Raw genomic sequence first — 20,888 nt, 5'->3', positions numbered from 1 at the left:
TTGGGCCAAATGTGGTTTATCCAAGCATTATTTGTTATTACCCGTTTATCCTTTCTGTCATTCTGAGCGGAGCGAAGGACCTTCTCACGCGTGAACAAGTCGTTGTTACGCAAGTCGTTCTCACGTGAGAAGGTCCTTCGCTCTGCTCAGGATGACAGGAGTAAGAAAGAATTCCTCTACTTCTCAATCGTCACATCTTTCAGATTGTCGCTCGGCGTTCTATCAATCAGTAAGTTGAAAGGGTCGATGCCGGCTTTGGCGGGCTTTTCGGGTACGGTCACGCTGAGGCGGGTGGTGCCGGGGCGGAAGCGGCGCTTCTGGCGGTACAGGGTCACATCCTGCCACTGCCCGTTGATTTTCTTGCGGGCCAGCACGCCCACGTCGATGAGGTCGTTCATATTCTTGGCGGGCGTTTCGTTGCCGAGGCTGTCGGCATATACCTTCTTGGCGCTCAGTACCATGTCTACGCGGTACTGGCCGTTGGGTAGCTTGCGGGCCGTCACGGAATCGGCGCGGTTCTCATACAGCGTGATGCGCTCAAACATATCCGTGATGAGGTACTGCAACGAATCGGGCGTGACCTGGCGCAGGTGGCGCACCAGATCCAGCGAGGTGGTGTAGGGCGGCTCCTGGTACTGCACCTCCTTGATGTAGTCCGATAGCGCCTGGTTCACCTTGTCCTCGCCGATGTAGTCGGCCAGGGCGTACATCACCACCGAGCCCTTGCGGTAGTGGATATACTGCTGGTTCTCTACCTTATACAGCGGCTGCTCGGCCCGACGCTCCTGTGCCCGGCCGCCCAGGTAGCTGTCCATTTCGTACTTCAGAAACTTGCGCATCATGGCCTCGCCATACTTCTGCTTCATTACCATCAGCGCCGAGTACTGTGCCAGCGTTTCCACCATCAGCGTCGAGCCCTGGGCGTCGGCCCCGATTACCTGGTGCGCCCACCACTGGTGCGCCACCTCGTGGGCCGTCACGTAGTAGGGGTAGTCCACGTCGTTGGGGTTGGTGGTGTCCACTTTGGCAATAAAGCCGATGTTCTCCGAAAACGGAATCGTGTTGGGGAACGACTGAGCAAAGCTGCTGTACCCCGGAAACTCCACAATGCGCACCTGCCGGTGCTGGTAGGGGCTGAAATTCTTGGAATAATAGGCCAAGCCATCCTTCACGCCCCGAATCATGCGGTCGAGGTTGTACTCGTGGCCGGGTTGGTAGTAGATGCTGATGTCCACGTTGTTCCACTTAGCCTGGCGCACCGCGTAGCGCGCCGATTGGAACGAGTAGAAGTTCAGAATGGGCGCGTCCATGGCGTAGCGGAAGTAGCGGCGGCCGCCCTCCTGCCACTCCTTTTGCAGGTAGCCTGGGGCCAGCGCAATCTGGTCGGGCACGGTGCTCACGGTGGCCGCGAAGCGTACCCAGTCGGCGTCGTGGGCAATGTAGGTGTTCTGGCGGGCGGCCGTGTCGCCCAGTGGGCGCATGCGCGGCTTGGGCTTGAGGCCGTACTTTTTGCGGGCGCTTTCCTCACTCAGCTCACTGCCCTCGCTGTAACCGAGGTGGGGCATCATGGCGCTGTTGATGAAGGTGCCGTTTTCCACAATGCTCGTACGGCCCGTACGGTTCTCGAAGCCCGGCGCCGGGTAGTAGAGGTCGAAGGAGAGGGCAAGGGAGTCGCCGGGGGCCAGGGGGCGGGGCAGGCGCTGCACGTAGAGGCCCTGGGTAGTGTCGGCCAGTACGTTACGGGCGCCGGGGCCGGCTTGCAGCTTCCGGATGCGGGCCGTGTTCAGCACGTCCAGCACCACCGAGTCGATGGGCTGCTGGGTTTTATTCAGCACCCAGTACTGGCCGTGCGCCCGCGCCTCCTGCCGCTCCGGAAACAGATCCACCTGCACATTCACGGCCACAATGCGCGGCTGGGGTAGGCGCTGGAGGCGCTTGTACTGCTTTTCGTAGGCCACGCGGTCCAGCTCGTCCTGCTTGCCGGTGCGGTATTTATTGAGCACGTTTGTGTTGTAGAAAATCCACGCGCCCAGCCCCACAAACGCCAGTAAGGCCAGCGTGAGCGTGACTTTGACCGGGGTACTGAAGCGCCGCTGCGCCAGCTGCTGCCGGGTGGCCCAGGTGGTTTCGGTGCCGCGCACCCACAGCAGGTTGGCCCCGACAGCCAGCACCACGGCCAGCGCCGCCCAGTAGCTTTTAAACCAAAAATACGGCCCAATAAAGTGCCCAAAGCCATTGAGCGCCGAGTAGCTCACGCCGGGGTCAGAGCCGTAGAGCAGCAGGTTGTGCTCCAGCCCTACCTGCCCGGCCAAAAAGGCCACAAACAGGTAGTAGAGCACCATCACCAAGTGGCCCAGGTATTTGTTGTTGACGACCACCTGCACCACTACCGCCAGCACCACCAGCAGCCAGTAGTCCAGCAGCTTCAGCCCAAACAGCCAGCGCAGATACAGCCCGATTTCAAACTGGTAGTAGCCATACGAAAGCTGGGTAAGGATGCCAAACACCAGCACCACTACCAGCAACACCACCGGCACCAGCAGCAGGGCCGCCAGCTTGGAGGCAAGCGGTACCCAGTTCGGGATGGGTAGGGCGTCGTAGAGTTGATTCATGTGGGCGTCCCGCTCGCGCCAGACCAACTCTCCGGCGTAGAAGGTGATGATAGCCAGCAAGAACAGCGTGAACGACCCCGACAAAATCTCGATTACCTGCTCGGTAACGGGGTAGGTCTGCGTGTCGTAGATCTTGCCGATTTGCAGGGCCGAGGCGAGCAGAAACGCCAGGCCCGCCACCACAATGGCAATAAAATAGGGGCTCCGCAGCACGTCGCGCAGCTCCTGCCAGGTTAGGCGGGCCCACTGCCGTAGGTGCTGTCCCGTGCCGAAATCCTGCTGCACCTGGGGTAGCACCAGCGTGCCCACTGGCTGCACGGCACGGCCCATGTCCTCGGGGCGCGGCCGGCGCAGACGCACCGTGCCCACGCTCTGCCCAAACCGGAACCGCAGGTAGCAGAACGCCACCAGCAGCAGCCCTACCCCCAGCCACAGCAGGCGGTTGAGGCCCAGCAGGCCGGTAGGCGTAATCAGGCGGGTGTTTTTCTCGGCGGGCGTCCAGTACTTGGTGAGCAGCGACAGCGCCCCATTGCCCATGGGGTCGAGCAGGGAAGCCAGGGTTTTGTTGTCGAGGTCGGAGAGTTGACTTTGGGCCACGAAGTAGAGCACCAGAAAGATAATGCTGCCCACATAAGTACTCAGGGCCTGCCGCGTGAGTGTAGCCAGCACAAAGAAAATAGCCCCGGCAAACAGCGTATTCGGCAGCACAAACGTGAGGTAGGGCATCAGGTAGGCGCCCACCTGCGACGGCCCTACCTTGGTCGGGTTGACGCCCGGAAACAGCGTGCCTATCCACAGCCCTACCCCAATGCCGCTGAGCACCAGTAGGGTAATGAGCAGCGTACCGAAGAAGCGCCCACCCAAATAGCCGGCCTTGCTGATGGGCGACGTGTACAGCAGCGGGTGCATGCGGCTGTCGAAGTCGCGCAGCACGGCCGGCCCAAACATAGCCGAAATAATGAGCACACCCGGCACAATGGTGAGCACGCTAATCAGCCCGTTGAGCGCGAACGGCGAGTTGATGTACACCTTGCTGTTGCCCACCGAAGCCGTGACACCCTCAAAAAAGCCGCCGGTCATCAGCATCATCAATAGGCTGATGGCTAGAAGAATAAAGAAATAGATGTAGGTGGCCGGCCGCCGCAGCCGGTACCACAGTTCAAAGCGAAGGATAGCGAGAAACATGAAGCAGGAAAGTCAGAAGTGAAGAAGGCTAATCTAGTTCCCCTCCTTTTTTAAGGAGGGGTGCCCGCAGGGCGGGGTGGTAAAACCGTCAGAACGATGCTAGTTTTTAGTTTTCTAGCACTAGTTGAACCACCCCCAACCCACACTCGCTTGATGCGCGACATTTGAAAAAGGAGGGGAGCTAGATTTTTAGCTCTCTGCCACGGCTGCCTGCCGCTCGGCCTGCGCGATGCGGGCGAAATACACGTCTTCCAGGGTAGGGGTGATACCCTCGTAGTCTGGTCCCGGCTGCGCGTCGCTGACCACGTGCACGATGGTGCGGCCGGCAAACAGGCGCGTCGAAATCACCTGCTGCTGCTGTTGCAGGGTAGGTAGCAGCTCCTTGTCGATGGTGCGGCGCCAGAGTTGGCCGTTCAGTTCCTGCATTACCAGCAGCGGGTCGCCAGTGAGTAGCACCTGGCCTTTGTTGATGATGGCCATGTTGCGGCACAGGTCGCTCACGTCGGATACGATGTGCGTGCTCAGAATCACGATGATGTTCTCCCCAATTTCGGCCAGCAGGTTGTGGAAGCGGTTGCGCTCGGCCGGGTCGAGGCCGGCGGTGGGCTCATCCACGATAATCAGGCGCGGATTGCCGAGCAACGCCTGCGCAATGCCGAAGCGCTGCTTCATGCCGCCGGAGTAGCCGCCCAGGTTTTTCTTGCGCACTTCGTAGAGGTTGGTGCGCTGGAGCAGGCCGTGCACTACCTCGCGCCGCTGCTTGCTGTCGCTGAGGCCTTTGAGCACGGCGAAATGGTCGAGTAGCTGTTCAGCTGAAATCTTGGGATATACACCGAACTCCTGCGGCAGGTAGCCCAGCACCCGGCGCACGGCGTCTTTGTCGCGCAGCACATCAATATCGCCCAGCGTAATGCTGCCGCTGTCGGCTTCTTGCAGGGTAGCAATGGTGCGCATCAGCGACGATTTGCCGGCGCCATTCGGGCCGAGCAGGCCAAACATGCCCGTGGGGATGCGCAAGGATACGTTTTGCAGGGCGCGTACACCGTTGGCGTAGGTCTTGGATAAGTTCTCAATAACAAGTTCCATCTGATTGGTAAGGAGTAGAGATTCAGTGGATAAGATAGAGAAAGTGCTATAGAAGTTGCGTGGGCGAAGGTTATTTCTCGCAGAGGTGCGCGGAGGTAAGCGCAGAGTTCTAACGTCAGCCGTCGTTACACTCTGCGCACCTCTGCGCCTATCTCCGCGCACCTCTGCGAGAAATTCGTTTTACCTTCGCAACCGTAAAACATTACCACTATGCTTCGTACGCACACCAATGGCGAACTTCGCCTCGAAAATGCTGGTCAAACTGTAACGCTCGTTGGCTGGGTGCAGCGCACCCGCGACAAAGGCGGCATTTTCTGGATTGATTTGCGCGACCGGTACGGCATCACGCAGCTCACGCTGGAAGAAGGCCAGGAAGCCGAAACCCTGCGCGAAGCCGCCCGCGAGCTGGGCCGCGAGTTTGTGATTCAGGTGACGGGCAAAGTGGCCGAGCGCTACTCCAAAAACGACAAGATGCCCACCGGCGACATCGAAATTCGGGTGGAGAGCCTGGAGGTGCTGAACCCGGCCAAGCTGCCGCCCTTCCTCATCGAAGACGACACCGACGGCGGCGACGACCTGCGCATGAAGTACCGCTACCTGGACCTGCGCCGCACGCCCGTGCGCCAAAACCTGATGCTGCGCCACCGCATGGCCCAGGCCGTGCGCCGCTACCTCGATGCGCAGCAGTTCATTGAGGTAGAAACGCCTGTGCTCATCAAAAGCACGCCCGAAGGCGCCCGCGACTTTGTGGTGCCCTCGCGCATGAACCCCGGCGAGTTTTACGCCCTACCCCAGTCGCCCCAAACCTTCAAGCAGCTCCTGATGGTATCGGGCTTCGACCGCTACTTCCAGATTGTGAAGTGCTTCCGCGACGAAGACCTGCGCGCCGACCGCCAGCCCGAGTTCACGCAGATTGACTGCGAAATGGCGTTCGTGGAGCAGGAAGACATCCTGAACACCTTCGAAGGCTTGGTGCAATACCTCTTTAAAGAGGTGAAGGGCCTGGAAATCGGCAAGCTGCCCCGCATGGAGTACGCCGATGCCATGCGCTACTACGGCAACGACAAGCCCGACACGCGCTTCGAAATGAAGTTTGTGGAGCTGAACGATGTGGTGAAAGGCCAGGGTTTCCCGGTGTTTGACAACGCCGAGCTGGTAGTAGGCATCAACGCCATGAGCTGCGCCGCCTACACCCGCAAGCAGCTCGACGAGCTGACGGAATTTGTGAAGCGCCCCCAGCTAGGCGCCACCGGTCTGGTGTACGCCCGCGTAGAAGCTGGTGGGCAGGTGAAGTCGTCGGTCGATAAGTTCTACTCCCAAGAGGAGCTGCAAAAGTGGAAAGCCGCGTTCAACGCCAACGAAGGCGACCTGCTACTGATCCTGGCCGGCCCCGCCGACAAAACCCGCAAAGCCCTAAGCGAACTGCGCCTGGAAATGGGCCAGCGCCTCGGTCTGCGCGACAAGGATACCTTCTCGGCGCTGTGGGTAGTAAACTTCCCGCTGCTGGAATACATAGAGGAAGAAGGCCGCTACTTCGCTATGCACCACCCCTTCACCTCGCCCAAGCCCGAGGACGTGGCCCTACTCGACAACCCCGAAACCATCGGCCAGGCCCGCGCCAACGCTTATGATATGGTGATTAACGGGGTAGAGGTAGGGGGCGGCTCCATCCGCATCCACGACCGCGCCGTGCAGGCCCAGATGTTTAGCCTGCTGGGTTTCAGCCCCGAGGAAGCGCAGGCGCAGTTCGGCTTCCTGCTCGACGCCTTCGAGTACGGCGCCCCGCCCCACGGCGGCATCGCCTTCGGCTTCGACCGCCTGTGCAGCCTCTTCGGCGGCGCCGACTCCATCCGCGACTTCATCGCCTTCCCCAAAAATAACTCGGGTAGGGACGTGATGATTGACTCGCCTTCCGAGATTTCCGGGGCGCAGCTGAAGGAGTTGAGTATCAAGACGGATGTGGTAGGGAAGTAGTAGCTACTTATAATAAAAAGCGGCGCCTGAGGTATCAGGCGCCGCTTTTTATTATAAGGCTTCGCGCTCTAACAGCCGCTCAGGAGTGTTAAAGCCAAGCAGCCGCGCAGTCACTTCTCCTATAGGAGTCAAGCCCTGAACCGCGAATCCTACGATAGAAAAATGGCTGGCCCAATCATCCGTGGGGGGGTTGAATAACCGCGTTAGCGTACCATCTGCTGCCAAAGAAGCAATATCGCTACCCTTATTTCGATTGCAGAAAGTACAGGCGTAAGCCAAATTTTCTGCTACAGTAAGCCCACCATGTTTTTCACTGATGATGTGATCCACTTGACATCCCAGGAATGTATCGTCCTCCTGGATGTGGCAATATTCACAGTGTATGCCAGCCCGCGATGCCACCAGTCGGCGTAAAGCAGCGTTTATATAAGTGCTACTCACGCCGCCAGCCGATGTCGGGCGCGGGCTTTTGCCAAACGCAATAGATGCTCTAGTTGCATATAATGCGCTAATTCCGTAGACTCAGCAGCCGATAATGCTGCGTTTTTTTCTCTGTAAATAAGATCAGCCACCCGCTCCCGCACGGCCTCTGACGGACGGTAGGCTAGTAGTGCGGCCGGAGTGAAGCCCCCAGCCAGCCAATCAACAATTTCTTCGTAAGCGCGACTCATAGAAGCAAGATAGAGAAATGACGGGGTATACGGTATCCTACATGTATATACAGAAAGCGGCGCCCGATACTTCAGGCGCCGCTTTTTTACGTGCGGTTTACAACAAAACGCTGCTTAGAAACCCAGACCCACGGCCATAGCGCGCAGGGGAGTAGGGAGGTCGGCGCCCTTGGTGGCGGCGCCAGAGGTCAGGTTGATGGTGTACACGCTGGCGCTGGTGCCTACCGTGAGCACGGCAAAGCCGGTGCCGCTGGTGCCGCCAATGTCAAAGCCGTTTGTGCCGGTCGTATTCACGCCCAGCGCGCCCACGGCTACCAGGGTACCGTTGTTGGGTGGCTCTTGGCGATAGAGTTGGTCGGTATTCGAGTCAATCGTAAAGAGAACCGTGGGGCCAGCGCCGATAGAGTTGTTGTTATAAGCAGCTGCCGTTACGCTAGGCGTACCAGGGTTCAGCGGGCCATCTACAATGGCCGTACCATCAATTGGGTTCACGCGCAGGTTCACGCCGGTGTTGCTTACAATGCGAATACGGTCTACGGTCGGATTGAAGTCAAAGCCAAACTCGGCACCCGTGAGGGGTAGAAGCACAGTACCCACTACCGTAGCTACGCCAGACGACATATTAATGGTATACAGACGGTTCGTGCTACCCAATCCGTAAAGCTGACCGTTAACGGGACGCATGTCCAGGCCCACAATCTGCTCGCCGCTCTGCACGCCGGTAATCGGCTTCGATACCTGCGTTTGGGGGCTGGCGGGGTTAAAGGTGATAAAATTGTTGTTGGTATCTACACCATAAGCTACCGCTTGGGTAGGAATAGCCAGCCCAATGATGTTGTTGTCGTCATCAAACTCGTCGTAGCGTGTGGCGCGGCCCGAGGTCAGGTCAATCTTGTACAGGCCCGAGCGGTTGTCTACGGTTAGAGCCGCAAGTGCGTCGTTGGTGCCAGCTGCAATATCGAAACCACTCATGCCCGTCACGTTCACGCCCAGGTCACCGATGGCTACCAGCGTGCCGTCGTTGGGCGGGTCCTGCCGGTACAGGCGGTCGGTGGCCGGGTCAATGTCGAAGAGTGTCGTTGTGCTGGTGCCCGATACCGAATTGGTGTAGGCCACGGCCGAAATGGCCGCGTTGGTTACACCGTTGATACTGCCATCGGTTGCTACTACGCCACCGGTTTCAGGGTTCAGGCGCAGGTTCTGACCAGTGTTGGTTACCAGGCGTAAGCGGTCTACAGTGGGGTTAAAGTCGATGGTGGCCATCGTGCCATTTATAGCAGGCACAAAGGGGGCACTACCTACCATGCGGGCCGCGCCGGTAGCGGGATTGATAACGTACAGGCGGCTGGTGCTGCCCAACCCGTAGAGCTGGCCGGTGGCAGGACGGTAGTCGATGCTCATGATCTTCTCACCACTTTGTAGACCCGTGATAGTAATGGGTGCGGGTGATTCGTCTGCATCATTGGTGTTTAGCGACAGCAACTGGTTGTTATCGGTAAGGGCCTTAAATTCTAAGTCAATTTTATTGACGGTGGGGTCGTCAGAGTCGTCGTTGCAGGCGGTGAACATGCCTGACAGACCGAGTGCTAAAGCCAGCGTGCCGGCAGTTTTTAGAAAGGATTGTTTCATTGTGCTAGGGTTATTTAGTGTACTATCCCAGCCTTACGGTGCCTGCTAGTGTTCAGATTGGATCATTGTCTATATACTTGTAACATGTTGATATACAGGAATTAAAAGGAAGTTAAATCTAAATTAAAGCATTTTAATTTACCCTATAGTAGCAAAATTGCTACTGACCCTGTGCCTGTTGGTTCTACTGATAGAGACCATCTCACTAGGCGAAACCTACCAACTTACGAGCGTGCACACCCCTGAACGCTGCAAAGTAGAACCGAGTGGACAAAAACGCATCACTTGGTCGGGCGGCCATTTTTTGGCGGCGGGCTACCGGGTATGCTGCTCCTACTTTGCTACCCGCCAACGAGCCAATAGAGTTTGTGTTAGCCGTAGCATTTGGTGTATCGGTGATATGCTAGTTCCATTTCTCTTTCGTGTATAGGCAGTAGCACAAGCTGTCGTGTCGCACTGAGGTCGATTAGGCTCTATCAGCCCGAAACTCCTATCTTCGGCAGTAGTCTCCCTACCCTATAATCCCCGGCCGGTATGAATGCCCTCCGCCACGTCGACCTGACAAAGGTTTTTCTCGTTGATATAGAAACAGTTCCCTGCGAAGATTGCCATAGCAAACTCAGCACCGAGCGGCAGGCGCTCTGGGATAAGTTTTGCGGCAAGCGGCACCAGCGCGAAATCACGGAGGGCAAAACCACCAGCGAGCTGTTCGGCAACGCGGGGCTATATGCTGAGTTCGGCAAAATTGTGTGCATCTCGGTGGGCTTCTTCCGGATGCTGCCCGACGAGACGCTGGAGTTCCGGGTGAAGTCTTTTGCCGACGACGACGAGTGCGTAGTGCTGAAAGGCTTTGCCAACCTACTGGACCGCCACAAGCCCTTCGGCGACCTGCGCAGCCGCTTCCCTGGCTCCTCCCCCGATGGCTACTTCCTGTGCGCCCACAACGGCCGCGAGTTCGACTACGCCTACCTGGGCCGCCGCATGGTCATCTGCGGCATCTCCCTACCCCCCATGCTCGACATTGCCGGCTACAAGCCCTGGGACCTGCCCCACCTGCTCGATACTATGGACATGTGGAAGTTTGGCGACAACAAAGGCTACACCTCCCTGGCCCTGCTGGCCGGCGCTTTCAATATTCCGTCGCCCAAAGACGATATCGACGGCTCGCAGGTAGGAGAGGTATACTGGAAGGAAAAGAACCTGGCGCGCATCGTCACCTACTGCCAGAAAGACGTGGAAACCACCGCCCGCGTGCTGCTGCATCTCAGCGGCCAGCGGGAGCTATGGTCGACGGTGCAACTGACCCATATGCCTTGGCCCGATGTGAAAATGCAGGTGGCATAGGTAGGAAAAAAGCGTGTCATCCTGACGAAGGAAGCACCTTATCACGGAAGAAACACCATCGTACCAACGACTCGTTCTCCCGTGATAAGGTGCTTCCTTCGTCAGGATGACACGCTTTTTATGCTTAAAACATGTCTATAGCAGCCCGCTTACCAAACCGGGCAGCACACCCAGCACCACCGTGAGTATCGCCAGCACCACCAGCATCACCGACTGAAAGCTGCTGACATATACCGGCTGCGCATTCACCGGCAGCGGCCGCAGGTAGGCCGCAATAACGGGGCGCAAATAGTAATAGATGCTAACCATCGACATCACCAGCGCAAACACCACGAGCCCAATATAGCCTTGGCTAACAGCTGCCGAGAACACGAAGAACTTCCCAAAAAAGCCTCCCGTGAGCGGAATGCCCGCCAATGAAAGCATCGAAATGGTAAGGCACCCAGCCAGCAGCGGATTCGTGCGGTACAGGCCACCCAGCCCGTCATAGTCCTCGCGCTGGCGCTGGTCGGCTACCAGCTTCAGCACCGCGAAGGCTGATACCGTAGCCACTGAATAAGCCAGCGAATAGAAGAAAATGCCGTTGGCCGACAGGTTTTGGTCGAACGCTACCAGGGCAATGAACAGGTAGCCAGCGTGCGAAATGCTAGAGTAGGCCAGCATGCGCTTCACGCTGGTTTGGGCCACAGCGCCCAGGTTGCCAATTAGTAGCGTTAGGATAGTAATAGCCAGTACGGTAGGCATCCAGAACGACTGTGCCCCACCGAAACCAACAAGCAGTAGTTTGAAAAATGCTGCGAAACCAGCTGTTTTCACCACCGTGCTCATATAGGCCGTGAAGAAGGTAGGGCTACCCTCGTACACATCGGGCGTCCAGAAGTGGAAAGGGGCCGCGCCTACCTTGAAGCTAATACCGATGATAATCAGCAAAATACCGATGTAGAGCATCGGCGTGAATTCGGCGTTGGCCGGATTGGCAATAGCAGCGCCTAGTTGAGAAAGGTAGAACGTGCCCGTAGCGCCATACACCAGCGCCACCCCAAACAGCAGAATGCCCGTAGCGAAAGCACCCATCAGGAAGTACTTGAGGGCCGCTTCGTTGGAACGAGCATTGCGTTTGTCGGCGCCAGCTACTACATACATGGAGATGCTCAGAATTTCGATGCCAATAAATAGCATCAGCATATTGTTGTAAGCCACCATCATGATGGCGCCTACCAGGGCAAACAGCAGCAACGAATAGTACTCAGCCAGATTGGCTTCGCCCTCGCGCACGTATTTCTCGGAGAAGGGTAGAAGCAACAGCGTGGTCAGGACCACAATGCCCGTGAAGGCTACTGTGTAGCGGTCCACCACCAGCATTTCGCTGAAGAAGCTTTGCGTACCCAGGCTCCAGTCGTAGGCATTGGCCCCAAATACAATGACCAGCACCAGCATCGCCAGGGGCATCAGCAGCTTGTTGGAGCGCAGAAAGCCTAGGAACAGGTTAATGATGCCGAAAACGGAAAGTATAATGAGAGAAGTCATGGGATGAGAAGCTATTAGCTATTAGCTGTTGGCTGCTAGCTTTTGTCGTTGCACGGTTAGCTACCAGCTAACAGCGAGTGGCCAGCAGCCAAAAAGTACCTATCGTTTCACGATATTCAGCAGCTGCATCACCGCTGGCTCCGAGATATGCAGAAAGGTATTGGGGAACAGGCCAATCCAGAAAACCAGTACCACCAGCGGTACCATCACGGCCAGTTCGGCGCCGCTCAGGTCAGTAATGGTGGAAGTGAAGCTTGAATCCGGCCCCAGCATTACGCGCTGGAACATGCGCAGCAAGTACACCGCAGCAAAGATGACCGTGAGGCCCGCTACTGCGCCCATCCAGGCGTTGTACTCATATACGCCTGCCAGCAGCAGGAACTCGCCCACGAAACCGCTGGTGAGGGGTAGTGCTGCTGAGCCTAGTAACACCACTAGGAACGTGACAGTGAGTAAGGGCGTGCGGCGTGTAAGGCCGCCGAGGTCAGCAATATTGCGGGTGCCGGTGCGGCGCTCAATCACATCAGCAGCGAAGAACAGGCCTACTACGTTCACGCCGTGGGCCAGCATCTGAATGACGGCCCCTTGCATACCGGTTTGGGTGAGCGAAAATATGCCCGCTGCCATCAGCCCTACGTGCGAAAACGAAGAGTAGGCAATCAGGCGCTTGATATCCTGCTGACGAATAGCGATGATAGCGCCGTACACAATGCCGATAACGGACAAGATTAGCACCAGCGGCTGCCACTGACTTACACCGTAAGGTACAACGGGTAGAAGCCAGCGCATCACGCCGTACACGCCCATTTTCAGCATGATACCCGAGAGCAGCATGGTAGCCACCGTGGGCGACTCAGTGTAGGTATCAGGCTGCCAGGTATGGAAGGGGAAGATGGGCATCTTCACGGCGAAGGCCGCAAAAATCAGCCAAAACAGCCACGACTGCTCGCTGCTGCTTAGGTTCAGATTGTAAAAAGCCGATAGCTCCGAGGTGTGCTGCGCCAGTCCCGACGCGGCCGGGCCGGTTTGGAAGTAGAGGTACACGAAGCCCGCCAACATAAACAGCGAGCCGATGATGGTGTAGAGGAAAAACTTGAACGTGACCTGTACGCGCCGTTCGCCGCCCCACACGCCGGCAATGAAGTAAATCGGAATAAGCGCCACCTCCCAGAAGAAGTAGAACAAGAAAGCGTCCAACGACACGAACACGCCTACCAGCCCGGTTTGCATAAATAGCACCAGCGCGTACAGCGACGAGGGGTTTTCGTACTCGCGGCGGAAGGCAGCCAGCAGAATCACGGGCACCAGAAATGTCGTGAGCAGCACCAGCAGCACGCTCAAGCCATCCATGCCCACGTGGAAATTGATGCCGGCCGAGGCTACCCACTGGTAGTTGACATCGAACTGCCCGCTGACGTTGCCACGCGACACAACGGCGGCAAACGCGGCTACCGCCAGTTCAACTAGCGCCGCGCCCAAGGCTACCACGCGGGCCGCGCCCCCTTTAAAGAAGTGCAGCAGTAAAGCAGCCGCCACGGGCCAGAGTAGGAGAAAGACGGTGAGCATTAGCTAATCAGGTTGTTCTTAAGGCGCTCTGAAACAAGGAGCGATAAGTCAGCAGTTTACTACTATATGAGGCGAAAAGCTGCGTAGGAATGAAGTGGAAATGAGCGTTTTAGAAGCGCACGAAATTCAGCACCAATACCAGCACAATCCCGACTACCATTAGAATCAGGTAGGTTTCCACCGAGCCGGTTTGCACGTAGCGCAGCAGCTGGCTGCCGCCGAGGGTAACGCGGCCGAAACCGTTCACGATGGGGTCGATGATGCTCTGCTCTACGAAGCGGTAGAGGCCACGCGAGAGCCACATGATGGGCCGCACGAACAGGGCGTTGTACAGCTCGTCGATGTAGTATTTGTGGTAGACCAGGTTTTCCGGGGCCGAGCGCTGGGCGTCGTCCTCGGCGGGGCGGGCGCCACGGCTCACGTACTGCACATAGGCCAGTACAATGCCCAGCACGGCTGCCGCCACCGAGAGGCCAATCAGCATCAGCTCCGTGTTGTGGTCGGGCTCCTGACCGAAAGCGGCCGGGTTGAGGCGCTGCGAATAGGTGAAGATGGGCGCGAGGTAGTCGGCAAGGTAGTGCTTGCCACCGAGCAGCATGGGTGCCCCCATAAAGCCGCCTATAGCTGCTAGAATAGCCAATACAATCAGCGGCAGCGTCATGCTGGCCGGCGACTCATGTAGGTGGTGCTTCTGCTCCTCCGTACCGCGGAACTCGCCGAAGAACGTGAGGAACAATAGACGGAACATGTAGAAGGCCGTCAGGAAGGCCGTAAACAGACCAACGGCATACAGCACTTTGCTGTGCTCATACACGTGGCTCAAAATCTCATCCTTCGAGAAGAAACCCGAGAAAGGCGGAATGCCCGAAATAGCCAGGCAGCCGATGAGGAATGTAGCAAATGTAACGGGTAGGGCCTTGCGCAGGCCGCCCATGCGACGAATGTCCTGCTCGTTGCTCATGGCGTGAATCACGGAGCCGGCACCCAGGAATAGCAGCGCCTTGAAGAACGCGTGCGTGAGTACGTGGAACAGCGAGGTAGAATATCCCATCACGCCCAGCGCCAGGAACATATAGCCCAGCTGCGACACCGTAGAGTAAGCCAGTACCTTCTTGATGTCATTTTGCGCCAAACCAATGGTAGCCGCAAACAGCGCCGTAGCCGCACCAATAACTGCTATAACCTCCAACGTTTCGGGGGCCAGCGTGAATAGCACGTTGGCGCGCAGCACCATGTAGATACCTGCCGTTACCATGGTAGCGGCGTGAATGAGGGCCGATACGGGGGTAGGGCCGGCCATAGCGTCGGGCAGCCAGGTGTAGAGCGGAATCTGAGCCGACTTGCCGGCCGCGCCCACAAACAGCAGCAGGGTAATGGCCGTAACTACCGCCACCGAGTAGGGGCCAAACTGACCCAGGCTGGCTTTCTGAAATACCTCGGCGTATTGTACCGAGTTGAAAGTCAGGTAAATCAGGAAGATGCCGAGCAGGAAACCCAGGTCGCCTACCCGGTTGATGATAAAGGCTTTCTTGGCGGCGTTGTTGTTAGCGGTTTCCTTGTTCCAAAACCCGATAAGCAGGTAGGAGCATAGCCCCACGCCTTCCCAGCCCACGAATAGAATGACGAAGTTGGAACCCAACACCAGCACTAGCATGCTGAACACGAACAGGTTCAGGAAGGCGAAAAACTTGCCCACGTTCTCGTCGTGGTGCATGTAGCCGATGCTGTACACGTGAATCAGGAAGCCTATCCCCGTCACCAGCAGCAGCATAATCAGGCTCAGCTGATCGACCTGGTAGGAAAACGGAATTTGCAGGGAGCCCACCGAAATCCAGTCGAACAGCGGCACCGTGTATTGGTACTCAAACGTGGCAAACAGGTAGCAGGAAATCAGGAAGGAGCCTAGCACCATGAGGCTGCCCAGCGCCCCGGCCGCCGTGCCCGACAAGCGCCGGTTCATCAGGCCATTGATCAGAAAACCCAGAAACGGCAGCAGCGGAATCAGCACGTACAGCAGCGTGGCGTGCGGGGCTCCGTGAAGGGGTAGTACAGTTTCTTGCATGTGTTAGGGTCTTGGGGTCTTTGGGTCTTAGGGTCTTGGATTTGTTGGAATTTAGCGTTCAAAAATCAGCGAAAGAATAGAACGAAAAAACCAAGTCCCCAAGACCCTAAGACCCCAAGTCCCTACTTTAAAACTTTAGTCGGCTGAGCAGATTGACGTCGGTAGTCTGGAAATTGCGGTAGATCATCACGATAATGCCCAGTCCGACCGATACTTCGGCGGCGGCTACGGCCATGATGAAAAACACGAATACCTGCCCGTTGGCATCGGCACGGTAGGCGGAAAAGGCTGTTAGCAGAATGTTCACGGCGTTCAGCATCAACTCTACGCACATGAAAATGATGATGGCATTGCGCCGGATCAACACGCCCGTCACGCCGATGGCAAACAGGGCCGTGGCGAAAAACACGTAGTACTGGAGCGGTACGGTGCGGATTACTTCCGGAATGGTCTGGTCCATGCGGTGGGGTTTGCCGACGGGGGCGGTACAGTATAGGTGGCAAAGGTATCGGAAAAATAGAAAAGCCCCACTGTAAAACGTGATTTGGAACCAGTCTAACCTATTAGTGGCTGACCGTAACGAGCACTAGTAAGAGAAAGGAGAATAATTGCCACTGTGCCAATAAGGTTGAGACGTGCTCATCCCGAAGAAAATGTGTGGGTTTGTTCAAGTATTTTCGGCCTTCATCCGTCTGTGTTAGCAGAATGGAAACGCTACCCCTCATGCTCGATAATGCCTACATGGATGCAGGCCACCAGGACCGGCAGATTCAGCAAGCCGTGCGTGAACAGCGCACCCGGCTGCTGGCCTTCATCCGCCGTCGTATTCCCAATGAGGCCGAGGCTGAAGACGTATTGCAAGACGTTTTTGCTGAACTGGTGGAAAGCTACCGGCTTTTGAAGCCGGTAGAACAAGCAGCAGCGTGGCTATTTCGGGTGGCGCGTAACCGCATCACCGACCTGTATCGCCGAAAGAAGACTGCTTCGCTAGAAGACGAACTGCACGCAACGGGCACGGATGAAGACGATTCGCTGCTGCTCGCCGACATCCTGCCGGCTCCCAACGACGCACCCGAAAACCGCTTGCTCCGCGAAACGCTGATGGAAGCCCTGGCCGCCGCGCTGGAGGAGCTACCGCCCGCTCAGCGCCAGGTGTTTATTTGGCACGAACTGGAAGAGAAAAGCTTCCGCGAAATGGAAGAGGAAACCGGCGTACCGCTCAAAACCCTGATTTCGCGCAAGCACTACGCCGTGCAGCACCTGCGCAAGCGCCTGCAAAAACTGTATACCGAGCTCTTTACGGATTAGCGTTTGGTTTTCAACAGCAAAATACTGCGCTAGCACATACCCTTATTACTCAACAATGAACCGTTCTTCTTGGCTGCTACGCGGCCTCAAATTCGCCATTTTCGCCGTTGTATTTATTGCAGTGGTTGGTCAGTTTTTCATGGTCTTGTGGAATAAGCTCATACCAGAAATCTTCAATGGTCCGGTTATCAGTTTCTGGCAAGGCTTGGGGCTGCTGTTGCTTTCGCGTATCCTGTTCGGTGGTTGGGGTAGGGGCGGGGCTGGCTGGGCCCGCCGCCGTAACGCCTGGAAGCAGAAAATTGCCGGTCGCATGGCTACCATGACGCCGGAGGAACAGGAGAAGTTTCGCCAGAAAATGCACGGCGCCTGTAGTCCAGCCTGGATGCGCCGGAAATTTGGCGAAGAGCCATTAGCTACGCAGAAGGAGGTATAAAAGTGAAAGCGGCAACTGAAACCTCAATTGCCGCTTTCGCTTTTATAGAAAAAGGAATTTCTAGAAATTTCGTTCGCCGGTTTCGCGCTTGCCCAGCATTACAGCGCCTACCATGGCAGCTAGGAAAAGGATGGAAGCCAGTTCAAAAGGTAGCAAGTACTGATCGTAGAGCACCAAACCGAGACGGTCTACCATACCAATTTGCGAATCAAAGGTAGCGGCATCGTAGCCTACTGGCTCCACGTTGCGGAGAGCAGCTACTAATACCAGCAATAGCGAACCACCTGCAATAACGGCAGCTATCTGGGCCAGCATCGGTTTTTTAGGCTCCGTTTCGGCGTTCAGGTTCAGGAACATAATCACGAACAGGAACAGTACCATGATAGCGCCTGCATACACAATGATGTTCACAGCCGCCAGGAATTGCGCGTTCAGAATCAGGTAGTGCCCCGACAAAGCGAAAAATGTCAGAATCAGGAATAGCACGCTGTGCACGGGATTCTTGGCGATGACCACGCCCAGCGCGCTCAGCAGCGCCAAAAACGACAGAAAAAGGAAAAGTGGGGACATAGGGCAAAGCTATGACTAAAAGCGGGAAACCAATGCCCCTCCTTTTGCAAGGAAGGGTAGGGTGTATTAGTCGTTATGAAGAAGGAGATTACGCCAGTTGGGCGTCCATCTTGGCGCGTAGCTGCTGGGCTTGTTCCTCTGTGAGCTGGATGCCGCGCTTCGAGCGGTTGTCCGGCGAAACCGGCTCTACCAAACGGTTTTTGCCGTAAATGAACTCGTCGCGCTCGAAGCGCGGCGGCGCCATTTTGTCGGCTTGCAGGTATACGGCAGCTTTCGGGCAGGCTTCTTCACAGAGGCCGCAAAAGATGCAGCGGAGCATGTTGATTTCGTAGCTGATGGCGTACTTTTCTTCGCGGTACAGCCCTTCCTCGCCTTTTTTTCGTTCGCCAGCCACCATGGTAATGGCCTCGGCGGGGCAGGCTACGGCACAGAGGCCGCAAGCAGTACACCGCTCCCTACCCTGCTCGTCGCGCTTCAGCACGTGCAGGCCGCGGAATACCGGCGAAAAGGGCCGTTGCTCTTCGGGGTAGCGTATGGTCGGCTTCTTCATGAAGAAGTGCCGCATCGTAATACTTAAGCCTTGAAAGATAGCCGGCAGGTAGGCCCGCTCGGCCAGCGTCATCGGCTTTTTTTCAACTTGCTTGGCTCTATTGCTAAGGGATTGCATAAGGTCAGATCAAAAGCCTACTGAATGATACCGAAGGTAATCAGACCACCGGTGAGCAGGATGTTGAAGATGGACAGGGGGATGAGAATGGTCCAGCCCAGGCGCATCAGCTGGTCGTAGCGGAAACGGGGTAAGGTCCAGCGCACCCACATAAAGAAGAAGATGAAACCGAAAATCTTCCCGAACAGTAGCACGGTACCCAGGATGGTAATCAGGTTCTGGGCGCCGGCCAGCGTCCAATCCTGGTTGCTTACCAACCAGTCGCGCAATTCATACTGAAAGGGGAAGTTGAAGCCGCCGAAGTACAGCACGCTCATCACAGCCGAAGCCACGAAGATGTTCACATACTCCGAGAATAGGTAGAGGCCCAGCTTCATCGACGAATACTCGGTGTGATAACCACCCACCAGCTCGGTTTCGCACTCGGGCAAGTCGAAGGGCGTGCGGTTGGTTTCAGCGAAAGCACACACCAGGAAGATGATAAAGCCCAAGGGCTGCTTCACAATATTCCAGAAATGCCACTCGCCCGCCACCGACTGTTGTAAGGTGATATCGCGCAACGACAGCGTGCCCGAAATCATCAGCACCGCAATCAGCGACATGCCCATAGCCAGCTCGTAGCTGATGTTTTGCGAAGCCGCCCGGATAGCACCGAGTAGTGAGAACTTGTTGTTGGACGCCCAGCCGCCAATCATGATGCCGTATACGCCCAGCGAAACCACGCCAAACACCCACAGCATCCCGATGTTCACCTCAATGCCTTGCAAAAAGAAGTAGTTGGAGCCAAATGACAATACGTTGCCGAACGGAATAACTGCCGACGACATTAGGGCCGTGATCATGGCCAGGCACGGGCCAAAGATGAACAGCGCCGTATTGGCGTTTTGCGGGAAGAATTCTTCCTTCGTGAACATCTTCACGGCATCAGCCAACGGCTGGAGCAAGCCGTAAGGACCGGCGCGGTCCGGGCCTACCCGGTCTTGCAGAAAGGCCGCAATTACGCGCTCGGCGTAAGTGCAATACGTGGCAATCAGCAACGATAGCGCGAAGACCACGAAGATGACGATGGATTGCCAGCCGAGGGCGGGAAGTTCTAGCATGGGTAGGGGCGTCTTACAGGCGCCCGTTTTGATAGTTGGTAAATAGAGAAGTTAGGGTAGCAACGCCCACACGGGCGCGTGCAACGCGCCCCTACGATCCTAATTTCAGGGGTGGGTTCTTTTCCAGCTCGCGCTGCGTGCTTTCAGGCAAGTCGGCTACTACCGAGTGGTTAAGCACCGGCAACTCGTAGTGGTTAGCCGAAATAACGGAAGAACGGTCGATGTGGGCGGGGCCTTCAATAGTCCAGTCCGAAGTTTCCTTTTTCTCGAAGCGGCACTCGTTGCAGATCCACTCTTTCACCTCCCCATACTCGTCCTTGCGGGCGGTTATGCGGAGCACGTCTTTGCCTTTGTACCACAGCAGCACATTGCCCGAGCATTTGGGGCAGTCGCGGTGCGCATTCACGGGTTTTGTGAACCACACGCGCTGCTTGAAGCGCCAGGTTTTATCGGTGAGGGCGCCTACCGGGCACACATCGATGACGTTGCCAGAGAAGTCCTGGTCGATGATGTTTTCGATGTAGGTGCCGATTTCGGCAGCATCGCCGCGGCCCAGCACGCCGTGTACTCGGTCGCCGGCTACCTGGTTGGCCGTGTACACGCAGCGGTAGCACAAGATGCAACGCGTCATGTGCAGCTGAATGAGCGGCCCGATGTCTATTTTATCGAATGTGCGGCGTTCCTCGGTATAGCGCGTGGTGCTCACACCGTGCTCAAAAGCAAAGTTTTGCAAATCACACTCACCGGCTTGGTCGCACACAGGGCAGTCGAGGGGATGGTTGATGAGCAGCATCTCCACGATGCCCTTGCGCACGTCCAGCACCTGCTGATTCACGGTGTTCTCTACTACCATACCGTCTTGCACCGAGGTGATGCACGAGGGCACCAGCTTGGGCATGGGACGTGGGTCTTTGGTAGAACCGGCCGTTACTTTCACTAGGCAGGCGCGGCACTTGCCGCCCGAGCCTTTTAGCGGCGTGTAGTAGCACATGGCCGGAGGCACAATGCTACCGCCTACGGTGCGGGCCGCATTCATAATCGTGGTTCCATCAGGAACCTCAATCTCAATGCCGTCGAAGGTTATTTTAGCCATTATTTACTTGTCATCCTGAGCGGGGCGAAGGACCTTATCACGTCAGCGCCGCAATAGTTTT

At 56.7% G+C, this 20,888-nt stretch carries 17 protein-coding genes; 4 read left to right on the top strand and 13 right to left on the bottom strand.

Annotated features, from left to right (window positions below; translation table 11 throughout):
* Nucleotides 1-176 precede the first annotated feature (176 nt).
* Together H8B15_RS16510 and H8B15_RS16505 are read right to left on the bottom strand one after the other, a co-directional pair.
* Nucleotides 177-3,797 carry an ABC transporter permease/M1 family aminopeptidase gene (locus H8B15_RS16510; RefSeq protein WP_187320756.1) on the bottom strand — a complete coding sequence of 1,207 codons (3,621 nt, stop codon included), beginning with the start codon at nucleotides 3,795-3,797 and terminating at the stop codon, nucleotides 177-179.
* Nucleotides 3,798-3,986: 189 nt separating this feature from the next.
* Nucleotides 3,987-4,883, bottom strand: a complete 897-nt coding sequence (locus H8B15_RS16505) for an ABC transporter ATP-binding protein (protein ID WP_187320755.1) — start codon at nucleotides 4,881-4,883, stop codon at nucleotides 3,987-3,989.
* A 210-nt stretch (nucleotides 4,884-5,093) separates the two neighbouring features.
* On the opposite strand from H8B15_RS16505, the gene aspS reads away from it, so the two are divergent.
* Nucleotides 5,094-6,857: an aspartate--tRNA ligase gene (gene aspS, locus H8B15_RS16500; RefSeq protein ID WP_187320754.1), complete on the top strand. Its 1,764-nt coding sequence runs from the start codon at nucleotides 5,094-5,096 to the stop codon at nucleotides 6,855-6,857.
* Nucleotides 6,858-6,908: 51 nt separating this feature from the next.
* Here aspS and H8B15_RS16495 read toward each other — a convergent pair whose 3' ends face one another.
* The 3 genes from H8B15_RS16495 to H8B15_RS16485 all read right to left on the bottom strand — a co-directional run bounded on the left by H8B15_RS16495 (nucleotide 6,909) and on the right by H8B15_RS16485 (nucleotide 9,157).
* Nucleotides 6,909-7,259 carry an HNH endonuclease gene (locus H8B15_RS16495; protein WP_343069175.1) on the bottom strand — a complete coding sequence of 117 codons (351 nt, stop codon included), beginning with the start codon at nucleotides 7,257-7,259 and terminating at the stop codon, nucleotides 6,909-6,911.
* A gap of 35 nt (nucleotides 7,260-7,294) precedes the next feature.
* Nucleotides 7,295-7,528 (bottom strand): hypothetical protein, encoded by a 234-nt coding sequence (locus H8B15_RS16490; RefSeq protein ID WP_187320752.1) that lies wholly within the window; start codon nucleotides 7,526-7,528, stop codon nucleotides 7,295-7,297.
* 114 nt (nucleotides 7,529-7,642) lie between these two features.
* Nucleotides 7,643-9,157, bottom strand: coding sequence for a DUF4394 domain-containing protein (locus H8B15_RS16485; protein WP_187320751.1), 1,515 nt, complete (start codon nucleotides 9,155-9,157; stop codon nucleotides 7,643-7,645).
* Between the two features lie 534 nt (nucleotides 9,158-9,691).
* Here H8B15_RS16485 and H8B15_RS16480 point away from each other — a divergent pair.
* Nucleotides 9,692-10,501 (top strand): 3'-5' exonuclease, encoded by an 810-nt coding sequence (locus tag H8B15_RS16480; protein WP_187320750.1) that lies wholly within the window; start codon nucleotides 9,692-9,694, stop codon nucleotides 10,499-10,501.
* Nucleotides 10,502-10,636: 135 nt separating this feature from the next.
* On the opposite strand, the gene H8B15_RS16475 is transcribed toward H8B15_RS16480, so the two are convergent.
* The 4 genes from H8B15_RS16475 to nuoK form a co-directional block, all read right to left on the bottom strand.
* Nucleotides 10,637-12,028: an NADH-quinone oxidoreductase subunit N gene (locus H8B15_RS16475; RefSeq protein WP_187320749.1), complete on the bottom strand. Its 1,392-nt coding sequence runs from the start codon at nucleotides 12,026-12,028 to the stop codon at nucleotides 10,637-10,639.
* A gap of 99 nt (nucleotides 12,029-12,127) precedes the next feature.
* The gene (locus H8B15_RS16470) at nucleotides 12,128-13,594 is read right to left on the bottom strand and encodes a complex I subunit 4 family protein (protein ID WP_187320748.1); all 1,467 of its coding nucleotides are present in this window, start codon (nucleotides 13,592-13,594) and stop codon (nucleotides 12,128-12,130) included.
* 109 nt (nucleotides 13,595-13,703) lie between these two features.
* On the bottom strand, nucleotides 13,704-15,656 hold the full coding sequence (gene nuoL / locus H8B15_RS16465; RefSeq protein WP_187320747.1) for an NADH-quinone oxidoreductase subunit L: 1,953 nt from the start codon (nucleotides 15,654-15,656) through the stop codon (nucleotides 13,704-13,706).
* A 127-nt stretch (nucleotides 15,657-15,783) separates the two neighbouring features.
* Nucleotides 15,784-16,116, bottom strand: coding sequence for an NADH-quinone oxidoreductase subunit NuoK (nuoK, locus tag H8B15_RS16460; protein WP_185282471.1), 333 nt, complete (start codon nucleotides 16,114-16,116; stop codon nucleotides 15,784-15,786).
* Between the two features lie 245 nt (nucleotides 16,117-16,361).
* Between nuoK and H8B15_RS16455 the strand changes: the two genes are divergently transcribed.
* Both H8B15_RS16455 and H8B15_RS16450 read left to right on the top strand, forming a co-directional pair.
* Entirely contained in the window at nucleotides 16,362-16,964 is a 603-nt protein-coding gene (locus H8B15_RS16455) for an RNA polymerase sigma factor (RefSeq protein ID WP_246455564.1), read from the top strand.
* 55 nt (nucleotides 16,965-17,019) lie between these two features.
* Nucleotides 17,020-17,397, top strand: coding sequence for a hypothetical protein (locus H8B15_RS16450; RefSeq protein ID WP_187320746.1), 378 nt, complete (start codon nucleotides 17,020-17,022; stop codon nucleotides 17,395-17,397).
* A gap of 60 nt (nucleotides 17,398-17,457) precedes the next feature.
* On the opposite strand, the gene H8B15_RS16445 is transcribed toward H8B15_RS16450, so the two are convergent.
* From H8B15_RS16445 to H8B15_RS16430, 4 genes are all read right to left on the bottom strand, one after another.
* Nucleotides 17,458-17,967 carry an NADH-quinone oxidoreductase subunit J family protein gene (locus H8B15_RS16445; protein ID WP_187320745.1) on the bottom strand — a complete coding sequence of 170 codons (510 nt, stop codon included), beginning with the start codon at nucleotides 17,965-17,967 and terminating at the stop codon, nucleotides 17,458-17,460.
* 88 nt (nucleotides 17,968-18,055) lie between these two features.
* Nucleotides 18,056-18,634, bottom strand: a complete 579-nt coding sequence (locus H8B15_RS16440; RefSeq protein WP_187320744.1) for a NuoI/complex I 23 kDa subunit family protein — start codon at nucleotides 18,632-18,634, stop codon at nucleotides 18,056-18,058.
* A 17-nt stretch (nucleotides 18,635-18,651) separates the two neighbouring features.
* The gene (nuoH, locus tag H8B15_RS16435; RefSeq protein WP_187320743.1) at nucleotides 18,652-19,734 is read right to left on the bottom strand and encodes an NADH-quinone oxidoreductase subunit NuoH; all 1,083 of its coding nucleotides are present in this window, start codon (nucleotides 19,732-19,734) and stop codon (nucleotides 18,652-18,654) included.
* A gap of 91 nt (nucleotides 19,735-19,825) precedes the next feature.
* Entirely contained in the window at nucleotides 19,826-20,827 is a 1,002-nt protein-coding gene (locus tag H8B15_RS16430; protein ID WP_187320742.1) for an NADH-quinone oxidoreductase subunit G, read from the bottom strand.
* Between the last annotated feature and the right edge of the window lie 61 nt (nucleotides 20,828-20,888).

Origin of the sequence: Hymenobacter citatus (genome assembly GCF_014333615.1) — a bacterium.
GTDB lineage: Bacteria > Bacteroidota > Bacteroidia > Cytophagales > Hymenobacteraceae > Hymenobacter > Hymenobacter citatus.
This window is presented reverse-complemented; position numbering and strand designations above follow the sequence as displayed.

Excerpts from the sequence above, each read along its gene's own strand:
- H8B15_RS16510 (WP_187320756.1), bottom strand. The coding sequence starts at position 3,797 with ATGTTTCTCGCTATCCTTCGCTTTGAACTGTGGTACCGGCTGCGGCGG.
- H8B15_RS16505 (WP_187320755.1), bottom strand. The coding sequence starts at position 4,883 with ATGGAACTTGTTATTGAGAACTTATCCAAGACCTACGCCAACGGTGTA.
- aspS (WP_187320754.1), top strand. The coding sequence starts at position 5,094 with ATGCTTCGTACGCACACCAATGGCGAACTTCGCCTCGAAAATGCTGGT.
- H8B15_RS16490 (WP_187320752.1), bottom strand. The coding sequence starts at position 7,528 with ATGAGTCGCGCTTACGAAGAAATTGTTGATTGGCTGGCTGGGGGCTTC.
- H8B15_RS16485 (WP_187320751.1), bottom strand. The coding sequence starts at position 9,157 with ATGAAACAATCCTTTCTAAAAACTGCCGGCACGCTGGCTTTAGCACTC.
- H8B15_RS16480 (WP_187320750.1), top strand. The coding sequence starts at position 9,692 with ATGAATGCCCTCCGCCACGTCGACCTGACAAAGGTTTTTCTCGTTGAT.
- H8B15_RS16475 (WP_187320749.1), bottom strand. The coding sequence starts at position 12,028 with ATGACTTCTCTCATTATACTTTCCGTTTTCGGCATCATTAACCTGTTC.
- H8B15_RS16470 (WP_187320748.1), bottom strand. The coding sequence starts at position 13,594 with ATGCTCACCGTCTTTCTCCTACTCTGGCCCGTGGCGGCTGCTTTACTG.
- nuoL (WP_187320747.1), bottom strand. The coding sequence starts at position 15,656 with ATGCAAGAAACTGTACTACCCCTTCACGGAGCCCCGCACGCCACGCTG.
- nuoK (WP_185282471.1), bottom strand. The coding sequence starts at position 16,116 with ATGGACCAGACCATTCCGGAAGTAATCCGCACCGTACCGCTCCAGTAC.
- H8B15_RS16455 (WP_246455564.1), top strand. The coding sequence starts at position 16,362 with ATGGAAACGCTACCCCTCATGCTCGATAATGCCTACATGGATGCAGGC.
- H8B15_RS16450 (WP_187320746.1), top strand. The coding sequence starts at position 17,020 with ATGAACCGTTCTTCTTGGCTGCTACGCGGCCTCAAATTCGCCATTTTC.
- H8B15_RS16445 (WP_187320745.1), bottom strand. The coding sequence starts at position 17,967 with ATGTCCCCACTTTTCCTTTTTCTGTCGTTTTTGGCGCTGCTGAGCGCG.
- H8B15_RS16440 (WP_187320744.1), bottom strand. The coding sequence starts at position 18,634 with ATGCAATCCCTTAGCAATAGAGCCAAGCAAGTTGAAAAAAAGCCGATG.
- nuoH (WP_187320743.1), bottom strand. The coding sequence starts at position 19,734 with ATGCTAGAACTTCCCGCCCTCGGCTGGCAATCCATCGTCATCTTCGTG.
- H8B15_RS16430 (WP_187320742.1), bottom strand. The coding sequence starts at position 20,827 with ATGGCTAAAATAACCTTCGACGGCATTGAGATTGAGGTTCCTGATGGA.